The organism is Streptomyces sp. NPDC001902, assembly GCF_042891295.1.
Classification (GTDB): Bacteria; Actinomycetota; Actinomycetes; order Streptomycetales; family Streptomycetaceae; genus Actinacidiphila.
Genome location: NZ_JBIATA010000026.1, coordinates 37,101 through 62,344, shown reverse-complemented (window position 1 = coordinate 62,344; position 25,244 = coordinate 37,101). Strand labels below are relative to the sequence as shown.

The window sequence follows — 25,244 nt, the reverse complement described above, 5'->3', positions numbered from 1 at the left end:
CGGTGGCGGGTGGGGCGGCGGAGTTCGTCCGGCCGCACGTGGTGACGGCGGTGGCCGGGGGTGCGGGGACGGTGTGCGTCCTCTTGGTGCTGGCGCGGGTGCGGGGGACTGCCGTCGGCGGGGTGTGAGGGGGCCGGGGCGGGTACGCGTGCTCGTGGTGCCGCGGACCGTATGGGGCGGTCCGCGGCACCACGGGTGATGGGGGTGCCGGTCGGGTCAACCGGCCCCGGGTCAGGTGACGTTGACCCCGGTCCACGCGGCGGCGACCGCGTTGTACTCGGCGGAGCCGCTGCCGTACAGGTCCTTGGCCGCGTTCAGGGTCGCGGTGCGGGCCTTGGTGTAGTTGGTGGACGAGGTGAAGTACACCGTCAGCGCGCGGTACCAGATGGCGGCGGCCTTGGCGCGGCCGATGCCGGTGACGGTGGAGCCGTTCTTCGTCGGGCTGTTGTAGCTGACGCCGTTGATGGTCTTGGCGCCGCTGCCCTCCGAGAGCAGGTAGAAGAAGTGGTTGGCCACGCCCGACGAGTAGTGGACGTCGAGGTTCTTCACCGAGGACGACCAGTAGTCGGCGGAGGCGCCGTCCCTGGACGGCTTGTCCATGTACCGCAGCGGGCTGCCGTCGCCGTTGATGTCGATCTTCTCGCCGATGAGGTAGTCGGGGGTGTCGGAGGCGAGGTTGGCGTAGAACTCGACCATGGTGCCGAAGATGTCGGAGGTGGCCTCGTTGAGGCCGCCGGACTCGCCGGAGTAGGTCAGGCCGGCCGTGGCGCTGGTGACGCCGTGGGATATCTCGTGGCCCGCGACGTCGAGGGCGGTCAGCGGGTGGGTGTTGCCCGAGCCGTCGCCGTAGGTCATGCAGAAGCAGCTGTCGTCCCAGAAGGCGTTGACGTAGTTGCTGCCGTAGTGGGCGCGCGACAGGGAGCCCTTGCCGTCGTTGCGGATGCCGGAGCGGCTGAAGGTGTTCTTGTAGAAGTCCCACGTCGCCGCCGCGCCGAACTGCGCGTCCACGGCCGCCGACTGGCGGTTGGAGGCGGAGCCGTTGCCCCAGACGTCGTCGGTGTCGGAGAAGGTCGTCCCCGTCCCGCTGGTGCGGTTGTTCAGGTCCGTGGTGTAGATGCCGCCGCGGCTCGCGTCCTTGAGGGTGTAGGTGCTGCCGGACTTCGTGGTGGTCAGCGGGACCGAGCCCACGTGGACGCCGGTGCCGCTGCCGGTCTGGATGCCCTCGTAGGCCTGGATCACGGCGCCGGTGGCGGCGTCGGTGATGACGTTCAGCGCGCTGGGGGTGCCGTCGGCCTGGGTGCCGTGGACCACGGTCCGGTACGCCAGGCGGGGCGTGCCGCTGACGGCCCAGACGACCTTCTCGGGGGCCGCGGCCTGCCCGACCGCCTTCAGCGGCTCCTCGCCCTTGACCAGCGGGGTCTTCAGCAGGCCCTTGACCGTCGCCGCGGCCTTCTCCTCGGCGGCCGCGGCCGTGACGGAGGGCGTGAGCGTGGCGGGCGCGATCCTCGCGGTGACCGCGCGCGAGACGGACCGGGTGGCGCCGCTCTTGTCCTGGTGCACCACCAGGTCGCCGCCGAGCACCTCCAGGCCGGCGTAGGTGCGGTCGTAGCGCAGGTGACGGGTGCCGTCGGGGTCGACGACGACGTCCCTGACGGTCAGCTGCTCGCGGTCGCCGAGCCCGAGGCTCCCGGCGAGGCCGGCGGCCTTGCCGCGGGCGTCGGACAGGGCCTGCGCGTGGGCGGCGGCGAGGGCCGGAGCGGTGGGGGCGCTCTGGGCGTTCGCGGCGAAGGACTGGAGACCGCCGGCCAGGAGCGCCGAGGCGGCGGCAAGGGTGCCGAGTGCCAGCTTCTTGCGCAATGTGACTCCTTGGGTCCCGTCGCGTGGGGGCGACGGGCGAGGACCCCGGGCAGGTGGGCGCCCGGAGCGGTGTGGGGGACGCGCGGTGTTCCGCGCGGCAAGGAGCCTCGCACCGAACGACGGGTTAATGACAGGTGCATTTCATGCATTGGCCGGTTCGTGCGACGGTGTCTCCGGCCCATGCGGCCATCTCCCGGCCCAAAGGGTGACAACTCCGTCCCACGAGTAGGGGAAACCCTCCCCGGGGAGGGCGGCTTTCCGGTCACGATCCGCGGCCCGGGTGGCTGAAACACCGCGGTAATACGTGTGACGGGAGTCCGGCGTATGATCACGCGCACCGTGGCGCCGGTGAGGCGCGGCGTCCCGCCCCGCGAGACGCGGCTGCCCAGCATGTGACCGACGGGTAGGCTCGGGCCTGTGCCCAAGCCGCTGAGCCTGCCCTTCGACCCCATCGCCCGTGCGGACGACATCTGGACCCGGCGCTGGGGGCGCGTGCCCTCGATGGTCGCGATCACGTCGATCATGCGCGCCCAGCAGATCCTGCTCTCCCAGGTCGACTCCGTCGTCAAGCCCTACGGGCTGACCTTCGCGCGCTACGAGGCCCTGGTGCTGCTGGCCTTCAGCAAGGAGGGCGAGCTGCCGATGTCCAAGATCGGCGAACGCCTCATGGTGCACCCCACCTCGGTCACCAACACCGTCGACCGGCTGGTCGCCGCCGGCTTCGTCGCCAAGCGGCCCAACCCCAACGACGGGCGCGGCACGCTGGCCTCCATCACCGTCAAGGGCCGCGAGGTGTGCGAGGCCGCCACCGAGGACCTCATGGGGATGAAGTTCGGGCTCGGCGCGTACGACGACGAGCAGTGCGCGGAGATCTTCGACCTGCTGCGGCCGCTGCGCATAGCGGCGGGGGACTTCGAGGAGTGACGCGCGCCACGGCCGGGGCCGGGGGAAGCGCCGGAATCGCACCGGTTACGCTCGTCCGCATGAAGCAGAGTGTTCTGACCCGGTACCGCGTGCTCGCCTACGTGACGGGCGTGCTGCTGGTGCTGCTGACCATCGGCGTGATCGCCAAGTACGTGCTGGAGGTCGACGGCGCCGCGGGCTTCACCAAGGTCGTCAGCATCGCCCACGGCTGGCTGTACGTCCTGTACCTGGTCTTCGCCTTCGACCTGGGCTCCAAGGCGAAGTGGCCGCTCGGCAAGCTGGCGTGGGTGCTGCTGGCCGGGACGATCCCCACCGCCGCGTTCTTCGTCGAGCGCAAGGTGAGTCGCGAGGTCACCCCGCTGGTGGCCCCCGCGGGTGAACCCGTCAAGGTCTGAGACCAGCCTGACCTGCGGTTTCCTCCCCTCGTTCGACGGACGGGGGGATCCGCCGTCGACAGGTACTAGGACGTCCTAGTATTTTCGCCTTGTAGGGGTCATCCTCGTGGTACGGGGACCGGCCCGGAAGGCGAGAGAGGCGGAGACACGGCATGGACGCTGCAGCCATCGAGGAGGGGCGCAGCCGCTGGCAGGCGCGCTACGACACCGCGCGCAAGCGCGAGGCCGACTTCACCACCCTCTCCGGCGACCCGGTCGAGCCCGTGTACGGCCCGCCCGCGGGTGCCGAGGTGCCCGGCTTCGAGCGGATCGGCTGGCCCGGTGAGTACCCCTTCACGCGCGGTCTGCACGCGACGGGTTACCGGGGCCGTACGTGGACGATCCGCCAGTTCGCCGGTTTCGGCAACGCCGAGCAGACCAACGAGCGCTACAAGATGATCCTCGAGGCGGGCGGCGGCGGTCTGTCCGTCGCGTTCGACATGCCCACCCTCATGGGACGCGACTCCGACGACCCCCGCTCGCTGGGTGAGGTCGGCCACTGCGGTGTCGCCATCGACTCCGCCGCCGACATGGAGGTCCTCTTCAAGGACATCCCGCTCGGCGACGTCACCACCTCCATGACGATCTCCGGCCCCGCGGTGCCGGTCTTCTGCATGTACCTGGTGGCCGCCGAGCGCCAGGGCGTCGACCCCGCCGTGCTCAACGGCACCCTGCAGACCGACATCTTCAAGGAGTACATCGCGCAGAAGGAGTGGCTCTTCGCCCCCGAGCCGCACCTGCGCCTGATCGGCGACCTGATGGAGCACTGCGCGGCGGGCATCCCCGCGTACAAGCCGCTGTCGGTCTCCGGCTACCACATCCGCGAGGCCGGTTCCACGGCCGCGCAGGAGCTCGCCTACACCCTCGCCGACGGCTTCGGCTACGTGGAGCTGGGCCTGTCGCGCGGGCTGGACGTCGACACCTTCGCGCCGGGCCTGTCCTTCTTCTTCGACGCCCACCTGGACTTCTTCGAGGAGATCGCCAAGTTCCGCGCCGCGCGCCGGATCTGGGCCCGCTGGATGCGCGACGTGTACGGCGCGAAGACCGACAAGGCGCAGTGGCTGCGCTTCCACACCCAGACGGCCGGCGTCTCGCTGACCGCCCAGCAGCCGTACAACAACGTCGTGCGTACCGCCGTCGAGGCCCTGGCCGCGGTCCTCGGCGGCACCAACTCGCTGCACACCAACGCCCTGGACGAGACGCTGGCGCTGCCCAGCGCCCAGGCGGCGGAGATCGCGCTGCGCACGCAGCAGGTGCTGATGGAGGAGACCGGCGTCGCCAACGTGGCCGACCCGCTGGGCGGTTCCTGGTACGTCGAGGCGCTGACCGACCGCATCGAGGCGGACGCGGAGAAGATCTTCGACAAGATCAAGGAGCTCGGCGCCCGCGCCGTGCCGGACGGCAGGCACGCGGTGGGCCCGATCACCTCGGGCATCCTGCGCGGCATCGAGGACGGCTACTTCACCGGCCGGATCGCCGAGGCCGCCTTCGAGTACCAGCGCGCCCTGGAGAAGGGCGACAAGAAGGTCGTCGGCGTCAACTGCCACACCGGCTCCGTGACGGGCGACCTGGAGATCCTGCGGGTCAGCCACGAGGTCGAGCGGGAGCAGGTCCGCGTGCTCGCCGGCCGCAAGGGCGAGCGGGACGACGCGGCCGTCCGCAAGGCGCTGGAGGCGATGCTGACCGCCGCCCGGGACGGCAGCAACATGATCGGGCCGATGCTGGACGCGGTGCGGGCCGAGGCCACCCTGGGCGAGATCTGCGGGGCCCTGCGCGACGAGTGGGGCAGCTACACGGAGCCCGCGCGCTTCTGACGAACCGCGCGGGGCCCGGCGGGAACAGCGCGTGTTCCCGCCGGGCCCCGCTGCCGTGCCCGCCGCCCCCGGAGCCCGGGGGCGGCGGGCACGCTGCTCAGAACTGCTCGACGAAGTACGGCTGGAGGGTCATCCAGCCGTTGCCGCGGGCGCCGTAGCGGGTGCCGTTGTCGCTCTGCGCCAGCGTGTACCAGGAGTCGACGTAGTCCGGGTCGTCCGTCCACCAGTCGTCCGGGATGGCGTCCAGGACCGCGTTCACCAGCGGGATGTAGGTGCCCTGGTCGGCGATGGTCAGCAGGATTCCCGCGATGGCCTTGGCCAGGTCGCGGTAGTTGGTGCTGCCGTCGTCCTCCATCATCACGGCGTCGGCGAGGTTGTACTTGTACAGCGACCAGTTGACCAGGATCTGGTTCGGGCTGTACGTCGTCCCGTCGTTGTCCAGGTACGGCATGTCGACGGGGTCGACCCGCACGAGGCCGTCCTGGCCGAATCCCGTGACGAGGGTGTAGATCTCGGCGTCGCCCTTGACCCACGGCTCCTCGTCGTCGGAGAGCCGGACCTGGGTGATGCGCGTGGTCCAGAAGCCGGCCGCGGCCGCCGAGGCGGAGGACGGCGCCGCGGGGCGTCGGGCGGACGAGGTCAGACCCTGGCGGCCCAGCTCCGACTGGAGGACGTCCAGACCCGCGGCCAGTGCCTTGGAGCCGTCGATGTCGACGACGTACACCGGGTGGGTGGGAGCGCTGCGGGCGTCGAGGCGGTGGGCCCGGCCCCGGCTGTCGTAGGCGGTGACGGTGCGGACGTCCTCGTCGGAACTGGCCGCGGCCACCCACGGGGTGACGCCGGAGGCCAGCGCCCCGCGCATCGAGTCGTCCCCGAGCCGCAGCCGCAGCAGGGAACCGACGTCCGCGCCGAGGCCCTTGGCGGTGGCGATCTGCCGGTCGGCGTCGGCGAGCGCGGGCCGCAGCTGCGGGCCGGCGAGCTCGGTGACGGCCACCTCGTCCGAGGCCAGCGCCGCGTGGCGGACGCGGGCGCGCCATGAGGCGTCGGAGAGGGAGCCGGCGATGGCGCGCGCCGCCTGTTCCTCCGCCACGGTGACGGCGGACGACGGGGCGTGGGCACGCGGGGTGGCGGACACGGGGAGCGCGGTGGCGCTCTGCGCGGCCGTCAGGGCGATCAGCGAGGCGGCGACGGTGGCGACGACGCCGCGCCGACCGGGGTGAGGGTGTCTCACGTGGATCGATCCTCCTGGGGGCGAGCGATCAATGGGCGCGCTGACAGGGTGGAACGAGGGAACGCCGAGCAACGGCCATGCCTGGCCGCCGGGTTGTCTATGCGAGTAGATGACCCGCCGGTAATCATGACGATGACATGCCATGCGGGCAAGAGGTGCCGCGGCTCCATCGGGCAAAGGGCAGCCGAACTCCCGGCGACGGCTAGGACGTTGACGCCGCCGCGAGCCCGCCCAGCAGGACGGTGGTGAAGCGGGCCGCCCAGTCGGCGTCCACCGGTTCGCAGCTGACGAGCGCGCGGTGCACCACGGCGCCCGCGATCACGTCGAAGATCAGGTCGATCTGCGGCGCGGGGTCGCCGTCGTCCGGCGGGATCTCCCCGCGCTCCTGGGCGCGCCGGCGGCCCTCGATGACCAGGCGCTTCTGCCGGTCGACGATCGCCTCCCGGATCCGCTGCCGCAGTGCCTCGTCGTGGGTGGCCTCGGCGACCACCGCCATGAGCGCGGTCTTGGTGGCGGGCTGCTCCAGCAGGGCCGCGAACTGCAGGACCACGCCCTCCACGTCGGCCCGCAGGCTGCCGCGGTCGGGCAGTTCGAGCTCGTCGAAGAGCGCGGCGACCGCGTCCACGGCGAGCTCGTTCTTGTTCGCCCAGCGCCGGTAGAGGGTGGTCTTGGCGACCCGCGCGCGGGCCGCGACGTCGCCCATGGTGAGCTTGCCCCAGCCGAGCTCGACCAGGGCCTGCCGCGCGGCGTCCAGGATCGCCCGGTCGGCCTCCGCACTGCGGGGGCGTCCGGTCCTTCTGCCTGTTTCACGCGCGCACATGGCTGGGAACCCTATCCCCGTTGCGTATGGTGCGGCCGTACAGTTACGCTACGGGTCGTATCGAAAGGGTGGCGGCCGCCGCGCGGGAGGGGACCTCGCGCCGGACAGCGCGTCACCGTCGCGCGCCGCAGGTGGCGCTTTCGGGGGGCGATTCCCCGGGAACCGCGACGAGGGGGGAGGATTGGTCTCATGCAGCCACGGAACATGTCCATGAGCGGCGTGGTCGACCTCGCCGCGGTGAAGGCGGCCGGAGAGGCCAAGGCGAAGGCCGAGCAGGCCCGCGCGGAAGCCGCCCGCAACGGGGGAGAGCCCGCCGCCCCCGCCCTGGTGACCGAGGTCACCGAGGCCACCTTCGAGAGCGATGTCCTGCAGCGCTCCACCGAGGTCCCGGTCGTCGTCCACTTCTGGACCGACCGCGCGGACGCGAGTGTGCAGTTGCAGGACACGCTGGAGTACCTCGCCGGCGCCTACGCGGGCCGGATCGTCGTCGCGAAGATCGACGTGTACGCGAACCAGCTGCTGGTGCAGCAGTTCGGCGTGCAGGGCATCCCCGCGGTGTTCGCGGTGCTGGCCGGCCAGGCCATGCCGCTCTTCCAGGGCGCCGCACCCGAGGACCAGATCCGCGAGGTGCTGGACCAGCTGGTCGCCGTGGCCGAGCAGCGCTTCGGCATCACGGGCGTACCGGCCGAGGGCGGCGTCGAGGCGCCGGTCGCCGAGGAGCGGCCGCCCACCCCGCAGGAGCTCGCGCTGTCGGCGGCGCACGACGCGCTGGACCAGGGCGACCTCGGTGGCGCGATCCAGGCGTACCGCAACGTGCTCTCGGACGAGCCGGCCAACACCGAGGCGAAGCTGGGCCTGGCGCAGGCCGAGTTGCTGCAGCGGGTGCAGGGCGTCGACGCGCAGGCCGCCCGCAAGGCCGCGGCGGACGCCCCGGCGGACGTGGCGGCGCAGGTCGCCGTGGCCGACCTGGACCTGGTCGGCGGCCATGTCGAGGACGCCTTCGGCCGACTGGTGGACACCGTGCGGCGCACCGCGGGCGAGGACCGCGACACCGTGCGGCTGCGGCTGCTGGAGCTGTTCGAGGTGATCGGGTCCGACGACCCCCGGGTGACGGCCGCGCGTGCGGCGCTGGCACGGGTGCTGTTCTGACCTGATCACGTAAGGTGGCCGTGCCTCGAAAGCCATTTCGAGCCTCGATCAGGACCGGCCGCGCTTTACCAAATCTTGATGAAGCGCGGCCGCTGTTACTTCCGGTAAGAGAGTGACAGGACTCTGTCCGGATCCATCACACGATGGGTGATTTTCACACCCCCATCGCAACTACGCAGCGTAGCGGTTATGGTCTAGACCATATCTCCTGGGTTATCGCACCGTTACCCGCTAGTAACGACGCCCCTTGTGCAGCGGCGCCGAATGGACCACGATCGGCCAAGCCCGGTCCGTCGCCGAGCAGTCGGCATCCAGTCGTCCGATCGCCGAACGGGTCCCCACCGGGCCGGGACGCCGATGCTGTGCCAGCAGCGGACGCGGACCGCGGACAGGGGGGTCTCTGCCGTCCGGCGGGGCCTGTCCAGCAGGTTGCGCGAGAGCGTGGCCGTGTGGTTGTCGCTCGGGGGTGATCGCCGATTTTTCGGACAGCGTCGTCCGCTCTTTCCCGCGTGACGGCCGTCGATACGGCGCTCTCCTTCCCGAGGACGTAGCACTTCTCCCATCCCGCCGCAATCCCCACGATTCCGGCCGGAGATGTACGTCCGAGAAGGAGGAAAGTCATGGAGTCGCTCATCCGCGGCGGTACCAGATGGAAGCGGTTCGCCGTCGTCATGGTGCCCAGCGTCGCGGCCACCGCGGCGATAGGCGTGGCCCTGGGTCAGGGCGCGCTCGCCGCTTCGTTCAGCGTTTCGGGCCAGCAGTTCAAGGTCCAGGCCCAGGACCTGCAGGGTGACGGCTTCGTCCAGTACGGAGCCATCGACGTCCAGCACGGCGGCAAGCCGATCCCGGTCGCGGTCTCCGCGTTCGACTCGGCCACGATCACCGGTCTGTGCCAGTCCGTGGTCGTGCCGACGCCGATCGGCGACGTCACGCTGAAGCTGGGCGCCGGCAACGGCGGCAAGAAGGTCGAGGCGAAGAACCTCTACATCGACCTCGACCAGCTCGACGCCGATGCGGAGTTCACCGACATCAACATCGGTGTCGCCGCCGGTGACACCACGCAGGGCCCCGGCATCAAGACCGGTGACAAGACCGACCCCGGTTCCTTCGCCCAGGAGGCCCGGAAGGCTCACCTCACCGGTGTGCAGCAGACCGCGTGGGCGACCAGCGCGGGCACCTTCAAGCTCAGCGGGCTGAGCATGTCGGTGAAGATGGGCTCCGGCGCGAAGTACGAGTGCTTCTAGCCTGACCAGAGGGGGTGGGGGGCACGGGATGCCCCTCACCTTCCTCACCCCCGACTCTTTCTAGAAACGCCAGTCCCAGGGAGCTGTTTTCCATGAGCGCCGAGACACACGGACTGAGGGGCCGGTTCGGCTATTGGCGGTTCCGCTTCCGCGTATGGCGCGGGCAGCGGCCGTTCTGGGCGGGCCTGCTGACACTGCTGGCCGGACTGCCCATCGCGTACTTCCCGTACGCCCATCTCTCGCTCGGCGCGCTGAGCCTGACCATGGCCACCACGGCCGGGTCCGGTTCGCTGATCATCGGCGTGCTGTTGGTCGTACTCGGCCTGACCATGTGGTTCCAGTCGGCGGTGCGGGTCTTCTCGGGCGTCGCGTCGATCCTGCTGTCGCTGGTGTCGCTGGTGGTCTCCAACTTCGGCGGCTTCCTGATGGGCTTCCTGCTGGGCCTCATCGGCGGCGCCCTCGCCGTCTCGTGGGCCCCGGGCGTACCGCCCGCCGACGGCGGCGCGGACCCGGCGGAACTGCCCGGCAGCGGCAAGGGTGACGACGGCGACGCCGGTTACGTGCCGCCGCCCGGTTCCCCCTACGCGGCGGCCTACGGCGAGTACCCGGCCGACCCGGCCGCCGGCCAGGCAGGGACCGCCCCGCAGCACCCGGTGGACGGCGCCGAGACCGTAGACGCGAACGGGAGGCACAGTGCGGGGTGATGAGGTCCAGCCCGCTTCCGGGGTCGCCGCCGGCAGCGGCACCCGTGAGAGAACGGGGCCGCGGCACGCGGCGCCGAGGAAGTCGCTGCTGACCAAGCTGCAGATGCCCGCGGGCAAGGCGATAGCCCTGGCCGCGATGCCGACGGCGGTCCTGATGGGCATGGGACTGACGCCGAGGCTGGCCTCTGCCGACGAACTGCCGAAGAACCCGTTCTCGGGCACGAAGTGCGTCGAGCAGCCCGACGAGCCGGTGGAGTCCGCGACGCCGAGCGCCACCCCGTCGAGCGGCGGCACCAAGACCCCGACCGCGGATCCGTCCGGGAGCCCGTCGAGCGACCCCTCGGGTTCCGCCGGTTCCGGTGACGAGGGCGGCAAGGGTGACGAGAGCGGCGGCGGTTCGTCCGGTGGCACGGGGACGACGGCGCCCACCCCGTCGGCCTCGCCCTCGGCGGCCCAGCAGAACAACCCGCTGGACCCGCTGGGCGTCGGTGACGCCCTGGGCGACCTGCTGGGGCTCAACAAGAAGAGCGAGGGGTCCGCCACGGCGACCTCGACGCCCGCCCCGGGCGCGACCTCGGCCGCTCCCAAGCCGAGCGCCTCCACGGGCACGGTGAAGACGAAGGCCGAGGACACCTCCGACACGCTGAAGAAGACCGTGTCGGAGGCCGTCGAGAAGCTCTCGGAGACCACCGGGAAGGCGACGCAGACCCCGGACCCCTCGCAGAGCTCCCCGGCCGTGTCGGCGGACGGCAAGACCCCGTTCCCGTGCCCGACCCACGACGCGCAGGCCCTGGCGGACGCCGCCTACCAGGAGACGCAGTCGCTGCTGCCCGACGACCCGTGGGTCCTGCGCAGCAGCCTGCTGACCCTGACCGGGCTCGACTACAAGGGCATCGTCGAGGTCAAGACCTGGAGCGGGAAGGTCAAGAAGGTCCTGAAGTTCACCGCCACCGGCGTGGACATCAAGGACCTGCAGCAGGAGGTCGTGGGGCCGAACGGCACCGTCGGGCACGTGGACGCCCGCAAGGGCAGCACCTCGACGATCCGCAACGGCACGGTGACGATGTACACCGAGTCGCTCAAGGGCAACCTCTTCGGGCTCATCCCGATCGAGTTCACCCCGGACACCCCGCCCCCGATCAACGTGCCGGCCGCCTTCTTCACCAACGTCACGGTCAAGCAGGCCGGCCAGTTCGGCGGCACGCTGAAGGTCCCCGGCATGCACGTGTACAACACCGCGGACTGAGCGCGCGCACAGGACCCCTCCGGGAGCCGCACGAGGAAACGGCGGAGGGCGCCGTCCCCGCAAGGGGAGGTGCCCTCCGCCGTTCCCGTGTTCCGGGCGGCCCGGCGGCCGGTCAGACCGCGCGGTGGCCGAGGTGGTGGACCCGCACCAGGTTGGTGGTGCCGGGGACGCCGGGCGGGGAGCCGGCCGTGATGATCACGGTGTCGCCCTCGGCGTAGTCGCTGAGCTTCAGCATCTCCTGGTTGACGATCTCGACCATCTCGTCGGTGGTGTTCACGTGCGGGACGACGGTGGTCTGCACGCCCCAGGTGAGCGCCAGCATGTTGCGGGTCGACTCGTCGGTCGTGTACGCCACCACCGTCTGCGGCACGCGGTAGCGGGCCAGCCGGCGGGCGGTGTCGCCGGACTTGGTGAAGGCGACCAGGGTCTTGGCGTCCAGGTAGTCCGCGAGCTCGGCGGCGGCGCGGGCGACGGCGCCGCCCTGGGTGCGCGGCTTGCGGCCGTTGAGCGGCCACAGGCCCTGCTTGAGCAGTTCGACCTCGGCCGCCTCGATGATCCGCGACATCGTCTTCACGGTCTCGATCGGGTACTTGCCGACGCTGGACTCGGCGGACAGCATGACCGCGTCCGTACCGTCCAGGATCGCGTTGGCGACGTCGGAGGCCTCGGCGCGGGTCGGACGGGAGTTGGTGATCATCGACTCCATCATCTGGGTCGCGACGATCACGGGCTTGGCGTTGCGGCGGCAGAGCTCGATCAGCCGCTTCTGCACCATCGGGACCTTCTCCAGCGGGTACTCCACCGCCAGGTCGCCACGGGCCACCATGACGCCGTCGAAGGCCGCGACGACGTCCTCCATGTTGTCGACCGCCTGCGGCTTCTCGACCTTGGCGATGACCGGCACGCGGCGGCCGACCTCGTCCATGACGCGGTGGACGTCGCGGACGTCCTTGGCGTCGCGGACGAAGGAGAGCGCCACCATGTCGACGCCCATGTGCAGGGCGAAGCGCAGGTCCTCGATGTCCTTCTCGGACAGGGCGGGCACGTTGACCGCGGCGCCGGGCAGGTTGATGCCCTTGTGGTCGGAGATGACGCCGCCCTCGACGACCAGGCACCGGACCCGCGGGCCGTCGACGTCGATCACGCGCAGCGCGACGTTGCCGTCGTTGATCAGGACGGGGTCGCCGGCGCGCACGTCGGCGGGCAGGCCCTTGTAGGTGGTGCCGCAGATGGTCCTGTCACCGGGCACGTCCTCGGTGGTGATGACGAACTCGTCACCGGCGACCAGCTCCACGGGACCGTCCGCGAAGGTCTCCAGGCGGATCTTGGGCCCCTGCAGGTCGGCCAGCACGCCGATGGCACGTCCGGTCTCCACGGAGACCTTGCGCACCCGCTGGTAGCGCTCCTCGTGCTCGGCGTGGCTGCCGTGGCTGAAGTTGAAGCGGGCCACGTTCATACCGGCCTCGGCCAGCGTCTTCAGCTGGTCGTAGGAGTCGACGGCGGGACCCAGGGTGCAGACGATTTTCGCTCGGCGCATGAGGACGATCCTATCGGGTTTGTTCCGCTCCGGAATTTTCCCGTGCGGGGGAGGCATGGACGGTGCGGACGGCGGCCATAGAGTAGAGCCTCCGGGTGGCCGCAACGAGTCACCGGCCGGTGACCAGCGCGTACGTCTGCTGTGCGATCTCCAGTTCCTCGTCGGTGGGGACGACCGCCACCGCGACCCGGCTGCCCGCGGCCGACACCACGCGGGCGGCATGGCCGCGCACCGCGTTGCGCACCGCGTCGAGCTCGACGCCCAGGCCCTCCAGGCCGGCCATGGCGGCGGCCCGGACCGCCGCGGAGTTCTCGCCGACGCCCGCCGTGAAGGCGATCGCGTCGACCCGCCCCAGCACGGCGGTGTAGGCGCCCACGTACTTGCGCAGCCGGTGGACGTAGACGTCGAAGGCGAGCTGGGCTGCCGCGTCGCCCTCGGCCATCCGGCGGGCGATCTCCCGCATGTCGTTGTCGCCGCACAGGCCCAGCAGGCCGGAGCGCTTGTTGAGCAGGTCGTCGATCTCCGCCACCGCCATTCCGCCCACGCGGGCCAGGTGGAAGACCACGGCCGGGTCCAGGTCCCCCGAACGGGTGCCCATCACCAGGCCCTCCAGCGGGGTGAGCCCCATCGAGGTCTCCACGCACCGCCCACCGCGCACGGCCGAGGCGGAGGCCCCGTTGCCCAGGTGCAGGACGATGACGTTGACCTCGGCCGGGTCCCTGCCCAGCAGCCGCGCCGTCGCGCGGGAGACGTAGGCGTGCGAGGTGCCGTGGAAGCCGTAGCGGCGCACCTGGTGGGCGTCGGCGGTCTCCCGGTCGATCGCGTAGCGGTAGGCGTGCTCGGGGACGGTGGAGTGGAAGGCGGTGTCGAAGACGGCCACCTGCGGCAGGTCCGGGCGCAGGTCGCGGGCGACCCGGATGCCCGTGACGTTCGCCGGGTTGTGGAGCGGGGCCAGCGGCACCAGTTCCTCGACGGCGGCGAGCACCTCGTCGTCGATCAGCGTCGGCTCGGTGAAACGCGTGCCGCCGTGCACGACCCGGTGGCCCACCGCGGCCAGCTCGGGGGAGTCCAGGCCGAGGTCGCGGGCGGCGAGCTCCTCCGCGACCGTCTTCAGCGCCTCGGCGTGGTCCGCGACCCCGCCCGGCTCGCCGATCCGCTCGACGATCCCGGCCGCCGGCCGGCTGCCGTCGGCCATGTCCAGCAGCTGGTACTTCACCGACGAGGAGCCGGAGTTGAGGACGAGGACGCGGGTAGCGGTCACGGTGCCTTCCCTGTGGTGGCCGGTCACCGGTCGCCCTGCGCCTGGATGGCCGTGATGGCGACGGTGTTGACGATGTCCTGGACCAGCGCGCCGCGCGACAGGTCGTTGACGGGCTTGCGCAGGCCCTGCAGCACGGGGCCGACCGCCACCGCGCCCGCCGAACGCTGCACCGCCTTGTAGGTGTTGTTGCCGGTGTTGAGGTCCGGGAAGATCAGCACGGTGGCGTTGCCGGCGACCTGCGAGTCCGGCAGCTTGGTGGCCGCGACCTTGGCGTCGACCGCCGCGTCGTACTGGATGGGCCCCTCCACCAGCAGCTCCGGGCGCCGCTGCCGGACCAGTTCGGTGGCCCGGCGCACCTTGTCCACGTCGGCGCCCGAGCCGGAGGTGCCGGTGGAGTACGAGAGCATCGCCACCCGCGGCTCGACCCCGAACTGGGCGGCGGTCTCGGCGGACTGGATCGCGATGTCGGCCAGCTGCTCCGCGTCCGGGTCCGGGTTGACCGCGCAGTCGCCGTACACCAGCACCCGGTCGGCCAGGCACATGAAGAAGACGGAGCTGACGATGGCCGCGCCCGGGGCGGTCTTGATGACCTCGAAGGCGGGGCGGATCGTCGCCGCCGTGGAGTGGACGGCGCCGGAGACCATGCCGTCGGCGAGGCCCTGCTCCACCATCAGCGTCCCGAAGTAGGAGACGTCGGCCACGACGTCGTACGCCAGCTCGTAGCTGACGCCCCGGTGGGCGCGGAGCCTGGCGTAGAGCTCCGCGAAGTTCTCGCGCAGCGGCGAGGTCTGAGGGTCGGTCAGGGTGCAGCCGGGCACGTCGACGTTGACGCCGAGCTCTCCCGCCCGCTTGCGGATGGCGTCCTCGTCGCCGAGCAGGACGATGTCGCAGACGTCCCGGCGCAGCAGGACCTCGGCCGCGTGCAGGATGCGCTCCTCGGTGCCCTCGGGGAGGACCACCCGGCGGCGCCCGGTACGGGCCCGCTCGATCAGCTCGTGCTCGAACATCATCGGGGTGACGCGCTCGCCGCGGACCACCGACAGCCGCTCGGTCAGCTCGGGACCGTCCACGTGCTTCTCGAAGAGCCCGAGCGCCGTCTCCGCCTTGCGCGGGGTGGCCGCGCCCAGCCGTGCCTCCAGGGCGAAGAGCTCGGCGGCGGTCGGGAAGCTGCCGGTGGGCACCGACATGACCGGCGTGCCGGGGGCCAGCCGGGCCGCCAGGGCCATGATCTCCGGGCCGGGCACCTCGTCCAGGGTGAGCAGGATGCCGGCGATGGGCGGGGAACCGGCGGAGTGCGCGGCCAGCGAGCCGATGATCAGGTCCGCCCGGTCGCCGGGAGTGATCACCATGCAGCCGGGGGTCAGCGCGCGGATGAAGGTCGGCAGCATCGCGCCGCCGAAGACGAAGCCCATCACGTCCCGGGACAGTCCGCCGTGGTCACCGAGGAGCACCTCGGCGCCGAGCGCCTCGACGACCTGGGCGACCGTGGGGGCCGACAGCGCCGGCTCGTCGGGCAGCACGTACGCGGGCACCGGGAGCCGGCGGCGCAGCCGCGACGCGGCCTCCTCCAGCACCTCCGGGGGCACCCGGTTGGCGATCATGGCGACGATGTCGCAGCCCAGGCCGGTGTAGGACAGGTGCGCGTTGCGGACCTCGTCCACGACCGAGTCGGCGGTCTGCTCGCGGCCGCCGACCACGGGGATCACCGAGGCGCCGAACTCGTTCGCCAGCCGGGCGTTGATGCCGAGCTCGCCCGGGAGGTTGGTCTCGTGGAAGTCCGAGCCGAGGACGAGCACGGTGGGGAACTCGGTGGCCACCAGGTGGTAGCGGTCCACCAGGCGGGCGATGAGCGCGTCCCGGCCCTGCTCGGCCTGGAGCGCGGCCGCCTCCTCGTAGGTCAGGCCGTGGGCGGTCGCCGGGTCCTGGGTGAGCCGGTAGCGGCTGCGCAACAGCTCGAACATCCGGTCGGGCGTGTCGTGGACCAGCGGCCGGAACACCCCGACGCGGTCCACCTGCCGGGTCAGCAGCTCCATCACGCCCAGCTCGACGACCTGGCGGCCGTCCCCCCTGCCGATACCGGTTACGTACACGCTGCGCGTCACGCGCTCTCTCCGTTCCTGCCCGGCGTGATCCACCCAGTCGGGTGGCGGATATCTGTTGACATTACCGTTCGGTGTGCGTATGGCGCGCGGCGGGTGCGGTGCGGACCTACGATGCGAAAAGGCGACCGTACACGCGACCGGAGGGAGCGTGGAGCGCCATGCGCATCGGAGTCCTCACCGCCGGCGGCGACTGCCCCGGACTCAACGCCGTGATCCGCTCGGTGACCCACCGCGCGCTGACCTACCACGGTGACGAGGTCATCGGCTTCGAGGACGGCTTCAAGGGCCTGCTGGAGGGCCGCTACCGTCCGCTCGACCTCAACTCCGTCAGCGGCATCCTCGCCCGGGGCGGCACCATCCTCGGTTCCTCCCGCCTGGAACGCGCCCGCCTCCACGAGGCCGCCGACAACTGGCGCACCGTGTGCTCCGGCTACGGGCTGGACGTCCTCATCCCCATCGGCGGCGAGGGTACGCTCACCGCGGCCCGGCTGCTCGCCGAGGCGGGCATGCCGGTGGTCGGCGTCCCCAAGACCATCGACAACGACATCTCCGCCACCGACCGCACCTTCGGCTTCGACACCGCCGTCACCGTGGCCACCGAGGCCATCGACCGGCTCAAGACCACCGCCGAGTCCCACCAGCGCGTCATGGTCGTCGAGGTCATGGGACGGCACGCCGGCTGGATCGCCCTGGAGTCCGGCATGGCGGGCGGCGCGCACGGCATCTGCCTCCCGGAACGGCCCTTCGACCCCGCCGACCTCGTCGCCATGGTCGAGGAGCGCTTCGCCCGCGGCAAGAAGTTCGCCGTCGTCTGCGTCGCCGAGGGCGCCCACCCCGCCGAGGGCACCATGCCGTACGCCCACGGCGAGATCGACGCCTACGGCCACGAGCGCTTCGCCGGCATCGGCGCCCGGCTCGCCGCCGAGCTCGAGCAGCGCATGGGCAAGGAGGCCCGCCCCGTCATCCTCGGCCACGTCCAGCGCGGCGGCGTCCCCACCGCCTACGACCGCGTCCTGGCCACCCGCTTTGGCTGGCACGCCGTGGAGGCCGCGCACAAGGGGGCCTTCGGCTGCATGACGGCGCTGCGCGGCACCGCGGTGGAACTGGTGCCGCTCGCCGACGCGGTGATGGTGCTCAAGCGGGTGCCCGAGGACCGCATGCAGGAGGCGGAGTCGGTCTTCTGACGCTCTGTCACAAGCGGCGCTGCGGTGCCCAGCGGTAGGTGAGTTCCGGCCTGCCGACCTGGCCGTACTGCGGGGCACGGACCGCGCGGCCGGTCTCCACCAGGTGCTCCAGGTAGCGGCGGGCCGTGATCCGGGAGACGCCCACGGCCTGGGCCGCCGCGTTCGCCGACAGGCCCTCCGCCGCCTCGCGCAGCGCCACGGTCACCGCCTCCAGGGTGGGGCCGCTGAGGCCCTTGGGGAGCACCGAGCCCTCCGGGCTGCGCAGCGCCGCCAGGGCGCGGTCCACCTCGTCCTGGCCGGAGGCCTCGCCGCCGGCCAGCTCGTCGCGGTAGCGCGCCCAGCGCTCCAGCCGGTCGCGCAGGGTGGGGAAGGTGAAGGGCTTCAGCAGGTACTGCACCACCCCGACCGAGACGGCCTGCCGCACCACGCCCAGGTCGCGGGCCGAGGTCACCGCCACCACGTCGGCGGTGTGCCCGGCCGCCCGCAGCGTGCGCACCACCTGGAGCCCGTGCCCGTCGGGCAGGTTGAGGTCCAGCAGGATCAGGTCCACCTGGTGCCGTTCGAGCGCGCGCAGCGCCGCGCTCCCGGAGTGGGCCACCGCGGCCACCGTGAACCCCGGCAGCCGCTCGACGTACAGCCGGTGGGCGTCGGCCGCCACCGGGTCGTCCTCGACGACCAGCACCTTGATCATGCCCGCACCTCCCCGCGCAGCGGCAACCGTACGGTGAAGGTGGCGCCGCCGCCCACCGCCCGCTCCAGGTCCACGGTGCCGCCCGCGCGCCGGGCGGTCTGCTCGACGAGCGCGAGCCCGAGGCCGTGCCCGTGGCTCTTGGTCGTCCAGCCGCGCCGGAAGACCTCGCGCACCACGGCCGGGTCCACCCCGCGCCCGCTGTCGGTGACCCGCAGCAGCAACTCGCCGTCGTCAGTGCGTGCGGTGACCTCGACGTGCGGGCGCGCCGTCGTCTGCGCGGCGCCCTCGATGGCGGCGTCCAGGGCGTTGTCGATCAGGTTGCCCAGGAGGGTGACGAGGTCCCGGGAGGTCAGCGAGGCGGGCAGCACCCCGTCGTCGATGCGGCTGTCCTCGGTGACCGTCAGTTCCACACCGCGCTCGTTCGCCTCGGCCGCCTTGCCCAGCAGCAGCGCGGCCAGCACCGGTTCCGCCACCGCCGCGACCACGCGGTCGGTCAGCGCCTGGGCCAGCTGCAGTTCGGCGGTGGCGAACTCCACCGCGTCCTGGGTGCGGCCCAGTTCGATGAGGGAGACGACCGCGTGCAGCCGGTTGGAGGCCTCGTGCGCCTGGGAGCGCAGCGCCTCGGCGAAACCGCGTACGGAGTCCAGTTCACCGGTGAGCGACTGCAGGTCGGTGTGGTCCCGCAGGGTCACCACGGTGCCCCGGCGCTCCCCGCCGCGCACCGGAGAGGTGTTGACCACCACCACCCGCTCCGCGGTCAGGTGCACCTCGTCCACCCGCGGCTCGGCCGCCAGCAGCGCGCCGGTCAGGGAGGCGGGCAGCCCGAGGTCGGCGACGTAGGAGCCCACCACGTCCCCCGGCAGGCCCAGCAGCTCGCGGGCGGCGTCGTTGCACAGGGCGACCCTGCGGTCGGCGTCCATGAGGATCAGGCCCTCGCGCACCGCGTGCAGCGTCGCCTGGTGGTAGTCGTACATGCGGCTCAGCTCGTCCGCGGCCATGCCGTGCGTGTGGCGGCGCAGCCGGGCGTTGGCGAAGTAGGTGCCGAGGCCGCCGACCGCCAGGGCCGCCGCGGCGATCCCGATCAGCACCGCCAGCTGGTCCCGCACCTGGTCGGTGATGGCCTCGACCGTGATGCCGACGCTGACCAGGCCGACGATCCGGCCGTCGTCCCGGACGGGGGTGACGACGCGCACCGACGCGCCCAGCGTGCCGGTGTACGTCTCCGTGAAGGTGCCGCCCTGCTGGGCGCGCTCTATGTGCCCCAGGAAGGGGCGGCCTATCTGGTCGGTGTCGGGGTGCGTCCAGCGGATGCCGTCCGGGCTCATGATGGTGATGAAGGACACGCCGGTGTCCAGGCGGACCTGCTCCGCGTAGGGCTGGAGCGCGGCGGTGGGGTCCTCGCCGCGGATCGCGGCCGCGACCGAGGGGGCGTCGGCCACCGCCCGCGCGGCCGCCGTGACCCGGTCCCGCGCGGCGTCCTCCGCGCGGCCGGCGGCGTTGACGTAGACGAGCACCGCGATGCCCGCGACCACCATGGCCACGATGACCACCTGCATCGCGAACAACTGGCCCGCCAGGCTGCGCGCACGGCGGCGCGGCCGGGGGCGGTGGAGGCGGGTCGGGAGCGGCATGCCCACCAGTGTGCACAGGTCCCGCGAACACAATGAACGCAAACGTGACCTGGCTCACTGCCCGGGCGCATAGTCGCCGGGACCTATCCAATCGCGGGCGTCCCGGGACGACGTCCGGGTGGACCGAGGAGACGAAGGTGTCAGTGCCGGTACAGAGCCGTACCCAGGGTCGCAGGGACCGTACCCATTTCCTGTACATCGCGGTGGTCGTCGCCGCGATCGCCGGCGCCGTGCTCGGGATGGTCGCGCCCGACGCGGCCGTCGAGCTGAAGCCCATAGGCACCGGATTCGTGAACCTGATCAAGATGATGATCTCGCCGATCATCTTCTGCACGATCGTGCTCGGTGTGGGCTCGGTCCGTCAGGCCGCCAAGGTCGGCAGGGTCGGCGGCCTCGCCCTCGGCTACTTCGTGGTGATGTCCTTCGTCGCCCTGGCCATCGGCCTGGTGGTCGGCAACATCCTCCAGCCCGGCGACGGGCTGCACCTGACCGACGCGCTCAAGGACGCGGGCCAGGCGCAGGCCAAGGACGCCCCGGCCGAGACCCTGCCGGACTTCCTGCTGAGCATCATCCCGGTCACCCTGGTCTCCGCCTTCACCGAGGGCCAGGTGCTGCAGACCCTCCTGGTCGCGCTGCTGGTCGGCTTCGGCCTGCAGGCCCTGGGGACGGCGGGCGAGCCCATCCTGCGCGGCGTCGGCCACATCCAGAAGCTGGTGTTCCGCGTCCTGTCCATGATCATGTGGGCGGCCCCGATCGGCGCCTTTGGCGCGATCGCGGCGGTCGTCGGCTCGGCGGGCGTGGACGCCCTCAAGGCGCTCGCCACGATCATGCTCGGCTTCTACGTCACCTGCCTGATCTTCGTCGTGGTCGTGCTCGGCCTGATGCTCCGCTTCTTCGCCGGGGTCAACCTCTTCCAGCTGCTGAAGTACCTCGGCCGGGAGTTCCTGCTGATCGTCTCCACCTCGTCCTCGGAGTCGGCGCTGCCCCGCCTGATCGCCAAGATGGAGCACCTGGGCGTCAGCCGCCCCGTCGTCGGCATCACCGTGCCGACCGGCTACTCCTTCAACCTCGACGGCACCATGATCTACCTGACCATGGCCTCGCTGTTCATCGCCGACTCGATGGGCCAGCCGCTCGCCATCGGCCAGCAGATCACCCTGCTGCTCTTCATGATGGTCGCCTCCAAGGGCGCCGCCGGCGTCACCGGCGCGGGTCTGGCGACCCTCGCCGGCGCGCTCCAGTCGCACAAGCCGGCCCTGGTCGACGGCGTCGGCCTCATCGTCGGCATCGACCGCTTCATGAGCGAGGCGCGCGCCGTCACCAACTTCGCGGGCAACGCCGTCGCCACGGTGCTGATCGGCACGTGGACCAAGGAGTTCGACCGTGAGCAGGCCCAGCGCGTGTTCGCGGGTGAACTGCCCTTCGACGAGACCACGCTCGTCGACGACGGCCACGGCACGGCCCCCGAGCCCGCCGCCCCCGTGGACACCGGCAAGGAGCCGGTGACGACGGCCTGACCGGCCGTCACCCCTGAACGGTCCCGCCGGGCGGATCCCCCCTCCGCCCGGCGGGACCCGTTGTGGTGTGTGGGGGCGGGGGAGTTCACCCGATCGGTCCAGGGTGCGGCGCGAGTTCCGTGAGGTGCGCCGGGGCGTGTCGGCGCAGGTCAGCGCGCGGGTGTGCGGGACTCGTGCGCGGGGCGCCCGGCATGCCGCGCGATGCGCCGGGAGGCGTGACGAGGGGATGTGCGGGGAGCGGCGCACGAACCGCTTCAGAAAGTTCGTCTCGGTTCGTGGATATGGCCAATTCCCGTTCCCTGTAAGGGAGATAATCACACGGCCCGGCGTTGGGGGGTGGGGAGTGCGCGAGTCCGCCGTCTGCTGCATTTGGCGTAAACCGCACACTTGCGGACGGCTCGCTCGTTAGGAGTGCTGCGTCGCCTTTCAAGGTCTGGGATGCAGTGAGATGATTCTACTCAATTCCGGACAAATGGTGTGCGCACCAACGCACCTTACCGAACGAGGACCCCGCTATGACTGCCACCCCCACCGTGAACGCCGGCCACGACGCTCCGACCCGGCGCTCGCAGGCGCGGCGGAGGATCCCGCTGGCCGAGCTGGCCTCCCGCGGCAGCTCCGTGGCCTCCCCGGCCCTTGACCGCGTGATGCCCGCCGCCGCCTCCGCCGGGAACGTCCCGGTCGCGGCCTTCCAGTCGTTCAGCAGCAAGTAGGCCCGACCGACTCGGGGGTCCGGGCCGCAGTCATGGGGACATCAGCACCGGCCAGAGCGCTGTCGCAATTCGTGCTGAAACTGCACAGCCGGTGCGATTTGGCGTGCGATCACTGCTACGTCTACGAGCACGCCGACACCAGCTGGAAGACGCGTGTCCGGGCCACCCCCGACGAGGTGTTCGAACGGGTGGCCGCACGGATCGCCGAGCATGCCGCGGCGCACCGTCTCGCGGCCGTCCAGGTGGTGTTCCACGGGGGAGAACCCCTGCTGGCAGGCCCGGCCCGCATCCGGCGGGCGGCCGAGGCGCTGCGCCGGGCGCTCGACGGCGTGTGCGCCCTGGAGCTCGGCATCCAGACCAACGCCGTCCTCCTGGACGAGCGGTTCTGCGACGTCTTCGACGAGTTCGGCATCTCGGTCGGCGTCTCCCTGGACGGCGGCCGGGCCGAGAACGACCGCCACCGGCGGTTCGCCGACGGGCGGGGCAGCTACGACCGGGTCGTGGCGTCGCTCGGGCTGCTCCGCGAGCCGCGCTACCGCCATCTGTACGGCGGCCTGCTCTGCACCATCGACGTGGAGAACGACCCGCTGGCGGTCTACGAGGCCCTGATGGCGCTCGAACCGCCCCGCATCGACTTCCTGCTGCCCCACGCCACCCATGACGCCCCGCCCGCGCGCCCCGGCGGCGCCCGGGCGCCCTACGCGCAGTGGCTGCTGACCGTCCACCGCCGCTGGGTGGCCGAGGGGCGCCCGGTGCCCGTGCGGGTCTTCGACTCCGTGCGCCGGATGCTGCGCGGCGGGAGCAGCCTGGTCGAGTCGATCGGCACCGACCCGGTCGACCTGGTCGTCATCGAGACCGACGGGACCTTCGAGCAGGCCGACTCGCTCAAGACCGCCTACGACGGCGCCCCGGCCACCGGGATGGACGTGTTCGCCCACTCCCTGGACGAGGTCGCCGCCCACCCCGGCATCGCGGCCCGGCGGCAGGGCAAGGAGGGGCTGTGCGACGAGTGCCGCCGCTGCCCGGTCGTCGACGTCTGCGGCGGGGGACTGTACGCGCACCGCTACCGCACCGGGACCGGATTCGAGAATCCGTCCGCGTACTGCGGTGACCTGATGGAGTTGATCCTCGGCATCCGTGACGCCGAGGAGACGGAACGGGAGAATCCGGTGAGCACCGCGTCGGGGCGGCAGCCCCAGTCCTCGCTGACCGAGGACCAGATCGACCAGCTGGCCGCCGGCTACGGCGACGCCGCGACGGTCGCCGCGCTCGCCGCCGAGCAACTGGAGATCACCCGCGGACTGCTCACCGCCGTCTGGGAGCGCGCTCCCCGGGACGGCAGGACCGCCGCGGTCTGGCGGGTGCTCGCCGAGGTCGACGAGGCCGCGCCGGAGGCCTTGGACGAGGTGCTCGCCCATCCCTACGTCCGGCCGTGGGCCCGGCACTGCCTGGAGACGGGCGGCGCCGGCGGGGCGGACGTGGCGGGGCTCGCCGAGTTCGCCGCCGCCGCCGTGGTGCGGGCCGCGGGCCGGTACGGGGCGAGCGTGCGGGTGCCCGTCCGCGACGGCGCGGTACGCCTGCCGGGGCTCGGCCGCGTCCTGGTCGGCGCCCCCGACGGAGCGGACGCCGACGTCGCCGCGACCGCCGACGGCTTCGGCGTGAGCGCCGCCGGCCGCACGGTGAGGATCGGCGCGCACGACCCGGGCGACGCGCGGTGGCACCCCGTACGGCGGGTCGGCCCGGCCGGATGGAGCGTCGCGCTGGAGGACACCGACCCCTACCGCGACGCCCACCAGTGGCCCCTGGTGCCCCGGCAGGACGAGGCCGAGGTCAAGGCCTGGCACGAGGACCTGGTCGCCGCCTGGGACTTCCTCGGCCGTGAGCTGCCCCGCTACGTGCCGGGACTGGCCACCGGGCTCGGCACCGTCACCCCGTTGGTCCCGCCGGGCGACGGCAGCGACGTCAGCGGGGCCGCCCGGCAGGCGTTCGGCGCGGTCGGCATCGCGCGGCCCGCCGCCCCGGACACGCTGGCCCTGCTGGTCGCCCACGAGTTCCAGCACGTGAAGCTCGGTGCCGTCCTGGACCTGATGGACCTGTACGACCCGCAGGACACCCGCCTCTTCCACGCCCCGTGGCGCCCCGATCCGCGCCCGTTGGAGGGGCTGCTGCAGGGGACGTACGCGCACGTCGCCGTCGCCGAGTACTGGCGCGCGCTGGCCCGCCGGGGCGTCCCGGAGGCGGCCGCGCCCTTCGCCCGCTGGACCCGCGAGACCGCGGAGGCGGTCGACCGGCTGGCCGGCAGCGGCTCGCTGACCCCGCTCGGCAAGCGCTTCGCGGACGGGATGGCCGGCACCGTCGCCCCCTGGCTCTCCGAACTGAACGGGGTCTGAGGTGCACACCCTGGAAAGCCTGACCCGGGATCTGCGCGCGCTGGGAGTCGAGGCGGGGGACGTGCTGCTCGTCCAGGGCTCGCTGAAGGCGGTCGGCCCGGTCGAGGGCGGCGGACGCACCGTGGTCGAGGCGCTGCGGGCGGCGCTGGGCGAGCACGGCACCCTGGTCGCGTACGCGGCGACCCCGGAGAACTCCGTCACCTCCCGGCTGGACCGGCAGCGCACGGAGGGCATGAGCGAGGCGGAACTGGCCGCCTACCGCGACGCGATGCCCGCCTTCGACCCGCTGACCACCCCCGTCTCGCCCACCGTGGGACGGCTCGCCGAGGAGGTCCGGCTGGTGCCGGGCGCGCTGCGCAGCGCGCACCCGCACACCTCCTTCACCGCCTTCGGTCCGGCCGCGCGCTTCGTCACCGAGGGCCACGAGCTGGAGAGCCACCTGGGCGAGGACTCGCCCACCGCCCGGCTGTACGACCTGCGGGCCCGTGCCCTGCTGGTCGGCGTGGACCTGTGGGTCTGCACCGCCTACCACCTCGCCGACTACCGGGCGGTCCCGCCGCCGGACCGCCCTTACCAGGCCCTGGTGCGCACCGCGGACGGCGGCAAGGAGTGGGTGCACTTCCAGGCGCCCGACATCGACGACCGCCACTTCCCGAGACTGGTCCCGGTGGTGGCGCGCGAGTGCGCGGTGCTGGACGGTCCCCTCGGCGACGCGCCCTGTCATCTGGTCCCGATCGCCGACGCCGTGGACGTCATCGCCAAGTGGCTGGCGAACAACGGCCGTTGACGTAATCC

At 72.1% G+C, this 25,244-nt stretch carries 20 protein-coding genes; 12 read left to right on the top strand and 8 right to left on the bottom strand.

Going from position 1 to position 25,244, the window contains the following annotated elements; all coding sequences use genetic code 11:
- Positions 1 to 231: 231 nt before the first annotated feature.
- Positions 232 to 1,857, bottom strand: coding sequence for a M4 family metallopeptidase (locus ACFYYN_RS33150; RefSeq protein WP_500548671.1), 1,626 nt, complete (start codon positions 1,855 to 1,857; stop codon positions 232 to 234).
- A 417-nt stretch (positions 1,858 to 2,274) separates the two neighbouring features.
- Here ACFYYN_RS33150 and ACFYYN_RS33145 point away from each other — a divergent pair, with 417 nt between their 5' ends.
- From ACFYYN_RS33145 to icmA, 3 genes are all read left to right on the top strand, one after another.
- The gene (locus ACFYYN_RS33145; RefSeq protein ID WP_499514067.1) at positions 2,275 to 2,781 is read left to right on the top strand and encodes a MarR family winged helix-turn-helix transcriptional regulator; all 507 of its coding nucleotides are present in this window, start codon (positions 2,275 to 2,277) and stop codon (positions 2,779 to 2,781) included.
- A 59-nt stretch (positions 2,782 to 2,840) separates the two neighbouring features.
- Positions 2,841 to 3,176: a DUF3817 domain-containing protein gene (locus ACFYYN_RS33140; RefSeq protein WP_500325301.1), complete on the top strand. Its 336-nt coding sequence runs from the start codon at positions 2,841 to 2,843 to the stop codon at positions 3,174 to 3,176.
- 152 nt (positions 3,177 to 3,328) lie between these two features.
- Entirely contained in the window at positions 3,329 to 5,029 is a 1,701-nt protein-coding gene (gene icmA, locus ACFYYN_RS33135; protein WP_500325299.1) for a coenzyme B12-dependent isobutyryl-CoA mutase large subunit, read from the top strand.
- 97 nt (positions 5,030 to 5,126) lie between these two features.
- Here icmA and ACFYYN_RS33130 read toward each other — a convergent pair whose 3' ends face one another.
- The gene (locus tag ACFYYN_RS33130) at positions 5,127 to 6,260 is read right to left on the bottom strand and encodes a DUF3103 family protein (RefSeq protein WP_500548670.1); all 1,134 of its coding nucleotides are present in this window, start codon (positions 6,258 to 6,260) and stop codon (positions 5,127 to 5,129) included.
- A gap of 202 nt (positions 6,261 to 6,462) precedes the next feature.
- Positions 6,463 to 7,080, bottom strand: coding sequence for a TetR/AcrR family transcriptional regulator (locus tag ACFYYN_RS33125; protein WP_500325295.1), 618 nt, complete (start codon positions 7,078 to 7,080; stop codon positions 6,463 to 6,465).
- A gap of 189 nt (positions 7,081 to 7,269) precedes the next feature.
- Between ACFYYN_RS33125 and ACFYYN_RS33120 the strand changes: the two genes are divergently transcribed.
- The 4 genes from ACFYYN_RS33120 (at position 7,270) to ACFYYN_RS33105 (ending at position 11,423) form a co-directional block, all read left to right on the top strand.
- On the top strand, positions 7,270 to 8,229 hold the full coding sequence (locus ACFYYN_RS33120; RefSeq protein WP_500325293.1) for a tetratricopeptide repeat protein: 960 nt from the start codon (positions 7,270 to 7,272) through the stop codon (positions 8,227 to 8,229).
- A 620-nt stretch (positions 8,230 to 8,849) separates the two neighbouring features.
- Positions 8,850 to 9,473 carry a DUF6230 family protein gene (locus ACFYYN_RS33115; protein ID WP_500325291.1) on the top strand — a complete coding sequence of 208 codons (624 nt, stop codon included), beginning with the start codon at positions 8,850 to 8,852 and terminating at the stop codon, positions 9,471 to 9,473.
- Between the two features lie 92 nt (positions 9,474 to 9,565).
- Positions 9,566 to 10,177 carry a DUF6114 domain-containing protein gene (locus tag ACFYYN_RS33110; protein WP_500548669.1) on the top strand — a complete coding sequence of 204 codons (612 nt, stop codon included), beginning with the start codon at positions 9,566 to 9,568 and terminating at the stop codon, positions 10,175 to 10,177.
- Complete coding sequence (locus ACFYYN_RS33105) at positions 10,167 to 11,423, top strand: hydrogenase expression protein HypF (protein WP_500325287.1); 1,257 nt, start codon at positions 10,167 to 10,169, stop codon at positions 11,421 to 11,423. Before ACFYYN_RS33110 ends, ACFYYN_RS33105 begins: the two co-directional genes overlap by 11 nt.
- 112 nt (positions 11,424 to 11,535) lie before the next feature.
- On the opposite strand, the gene pyk is transcribed toward ACFYYN_RS33105, so the two are convergent.
- The 3 genes from pyk to pta form a co-directional block, all read right to left on the bottom strand.
- On the bottom strand, positions 11,536 to 12,960 hold the full coding sequence (gene pyk / locus ACFYYN_RS33100; protein ID WP_499514076.1) for a pyruvate kinase: 1,425 nt from the start codon (positions 12,958 to 12,960) through the stop codon (positions 11,536 to 11,538).
- Between the two features lie 109 nt (positions 12,961 to 13,069).
- Entirely contained in the window at positions 13,070 to 14,221 is a 1,152-nt protein-coding gene (locus ACFYYN_RS33095; protein WP_500548668.1) for an acetate kinase, read from the bottom strand.
- Positions 14,222 to 14,244: 23 nt separating this feature from the next.
- Positions 14,245 to 16,323 (bottom strand): phosphate acetyltransferase, encoded by a 2,079-nt coding sequence (gene pta, locus ACFYYN_RS33090; protein WP_500548667.1) that lies wholly within the window; start codon positions 16,321 to 16,323, stop codon positions 14,245 to 14,247.
- A gap of 158 nt (positions 16,324 to 16,481) precedes the next feature.
- Here pta and ACFYYN_RS33085 point away from each other — a divergent pair, with 158 nt between their 5' ends.
- Positions 16,482 to 17,507 carry an ATP-dependent 6-phosphofructokinase gene (locus ACFYYN_RS33085; protein WP_499514079.1) on the top strand — a complete coding sequence of 342 codons (1,026 nt, stop codon included), beginning with the start codon at positions 16,482 to 16,484 and terminating at the stop codon, positions 17,505 to 17,507.
- A gap of 7 nt (positions 17,508 to 17,514) precedes the next feature.
- On the opposite strand, the gene ACFYYN_RS33080 is transcribed toward ACFYYN_RS33085, so the two are convergent.
- Together ACFYYN_RS33080 and ACFYYN_RS33075 are read right to left on the bottom strand one after the other, a co-directional pair.
- Positions 17,515 to 18,198: a response regulator gene (locus ACFYYN_RS33080; RefSeq protein WP_500325281.1), complete on the bottom strand. Its 684-nt coding sequence runs from the start codon at positions 18,196 to 18,198 to the stop codon at positions 17,515 to 17,517.
- Entirely contained in the window at positions 18,195 to 19,829 is a 1,635-nt protein-coding gene (locus tag ACFYYN_RS33075) for a sensor histidine kinase (protein ID WP_500548666.1), read from the bottom strand. The genes ACFYYN_RS33080 and ACFYYN_RS33075 overlap by 4 nt, the downstream gene beginning before the upstream one ends.
- A gap of 143 nt (positions 19,830 to 19,972) precedes the next feature.
- On the opposite strand from ACFYYN_RS33075, the gene ACFYYN_RS33070 reads away from it, so the two are divergent.
- The 4 genes from ACFYYN_RS33070 to ACFYYN_RS33055 all read left to right on the top strand — a co-directional run bounded on the left by ACFYYN_RS33070 (position 19,973) and on the right by ACFYYN_RS33055 (position 25,236).
- Positions 19,973 to 21,346, top strand: coding sequence for a cation:dicarboxylate symporter family transporter (locus ACFYYN_RS33070; protein ID WP_500325563.1), 1,374 nt, complete (start codon positions 19,973 to 19,975; stop codon positions 21,344 to 21,346).
- Positions 21,347 to 21,861: 515 nt separating this feature from the next.
- Entirely contained in the window at positions 21,862 to 22,059 is a 198-nt protein-coding gene (gene fxsA, locus ACFYYN_RS33065) for an FxSxx-COOH cyclophane-containing RiPP peptide (protein WP_499514082.1), read from the top strand.
- Positions 22,060 to 22,091: 32 nt separating this feature from the next.
- Entirely contained in the window at positions 22,092 to 24,449 is a 2,358-nt protein-coding gene (locus ACFYYN_RS33060) for an FxsB family cyclophane-forming radical SAM/SPASM peptide maturase (RefSeq protein ID WP_500548665.1), read from the top strand.
- Between the two features lies 1 nt (position 24,450).
- Positions 24,451 to 25,236, top strand: a complete 786-nt coding sequence (locus ACFYYN_RS33055) for an AAC(3) family N-acetyltransferase (protein WP_500325276.1) — start codon at positions 24,451 to 24,453, stop codon at positions 25,234 to 25,236.
- The last annotated feature ends 8 nt before the right edge of the window (positions 25,237 to 25,244 follow it).

Coding starts and splice junctions, on each gene's coding strand:
- pyk (WP_499514076.1), bottom strand. CDS start 12,960: ATGCGCCGAGCGAAAATCGTCTGCACCCTGGGTCCCGCCGTCGACTCC.
- ACFYYN_RS33115 (WP_500325291.1), top strand. CDS start 8,850: ATGGAGTCGCTCATCCGCGGCGGTACCAGATGGAAGCGGTTCGCCGTC.
- icmA (WP_500325299.1), top strand. CDS start 3,329: ATGGACGCTGCAGCCATCGAGGAGGGGCGCAGCCGCTGGCAGGCGCGC.
- ACFYYN_RS33125 (WP_500325295.1), bottom strand. CDS start 7,080: ATGTGCGCGCGTGAAACAGGCAGAAGGACCGGACGCCCCCGCAGTGCG.
- ACFYYN_RS33075 (WP_500548666.1), bottom strand. CDS start 19,829: ATGCCGCTCCCGACCCGCCTCCACCGCCCCCGGCCGCGCCGCCGTGCG.
- ACFYYN_RS33080 (WP_500325281.1), bottom strand. CDS start 18,198: ATGATCAAGGTGCTGGTCGTCGAGGACGACCCGGTGGCGGCCGACGCC.
- ACFYYN_RS33120 (WP_500325293.1), top strand. CDS start 7,270: ATGCAGCCACGGAACATGTCCATGAGCGGCGTGGTCGACCTCGCCGCG.
- fxsA (WP_499514082.1), top strand. CDS start 21,862: ATGACTGCCACCCCCACCGTGAACGCCGGCCACGACGCTCCGACCCGG.
- ACFYYN_RS33110 (WP_500548669.1), top strand. CDS start 9,566: ATGAGCGCCGAGACACACGGACTGAGGGGCCGGTTCGGCTATTGGCGG.
- ACFYYN_RS33140 (WP_500325301.1), top strand. CDS start 2,841: ATGAAGCAGAGTGTTCTGACCCGGTACCGCGTGCTCGCCTACGTGACG.
- ACFYYN_RS33060 (WP_500548665.1), top strand. CDS start 22,092: ATGGGGACATCAGCACCGGCCAGAGCGCTGTCGCAATTCGTGCTGAAA.
- ACFYYN_RS33085 (WP_499514079.1), top strand. CDS start 16,482: ATGCGCATCGGAGTCCTCACCGCCGGCGGCGACTGCCCCGGACTCAAC.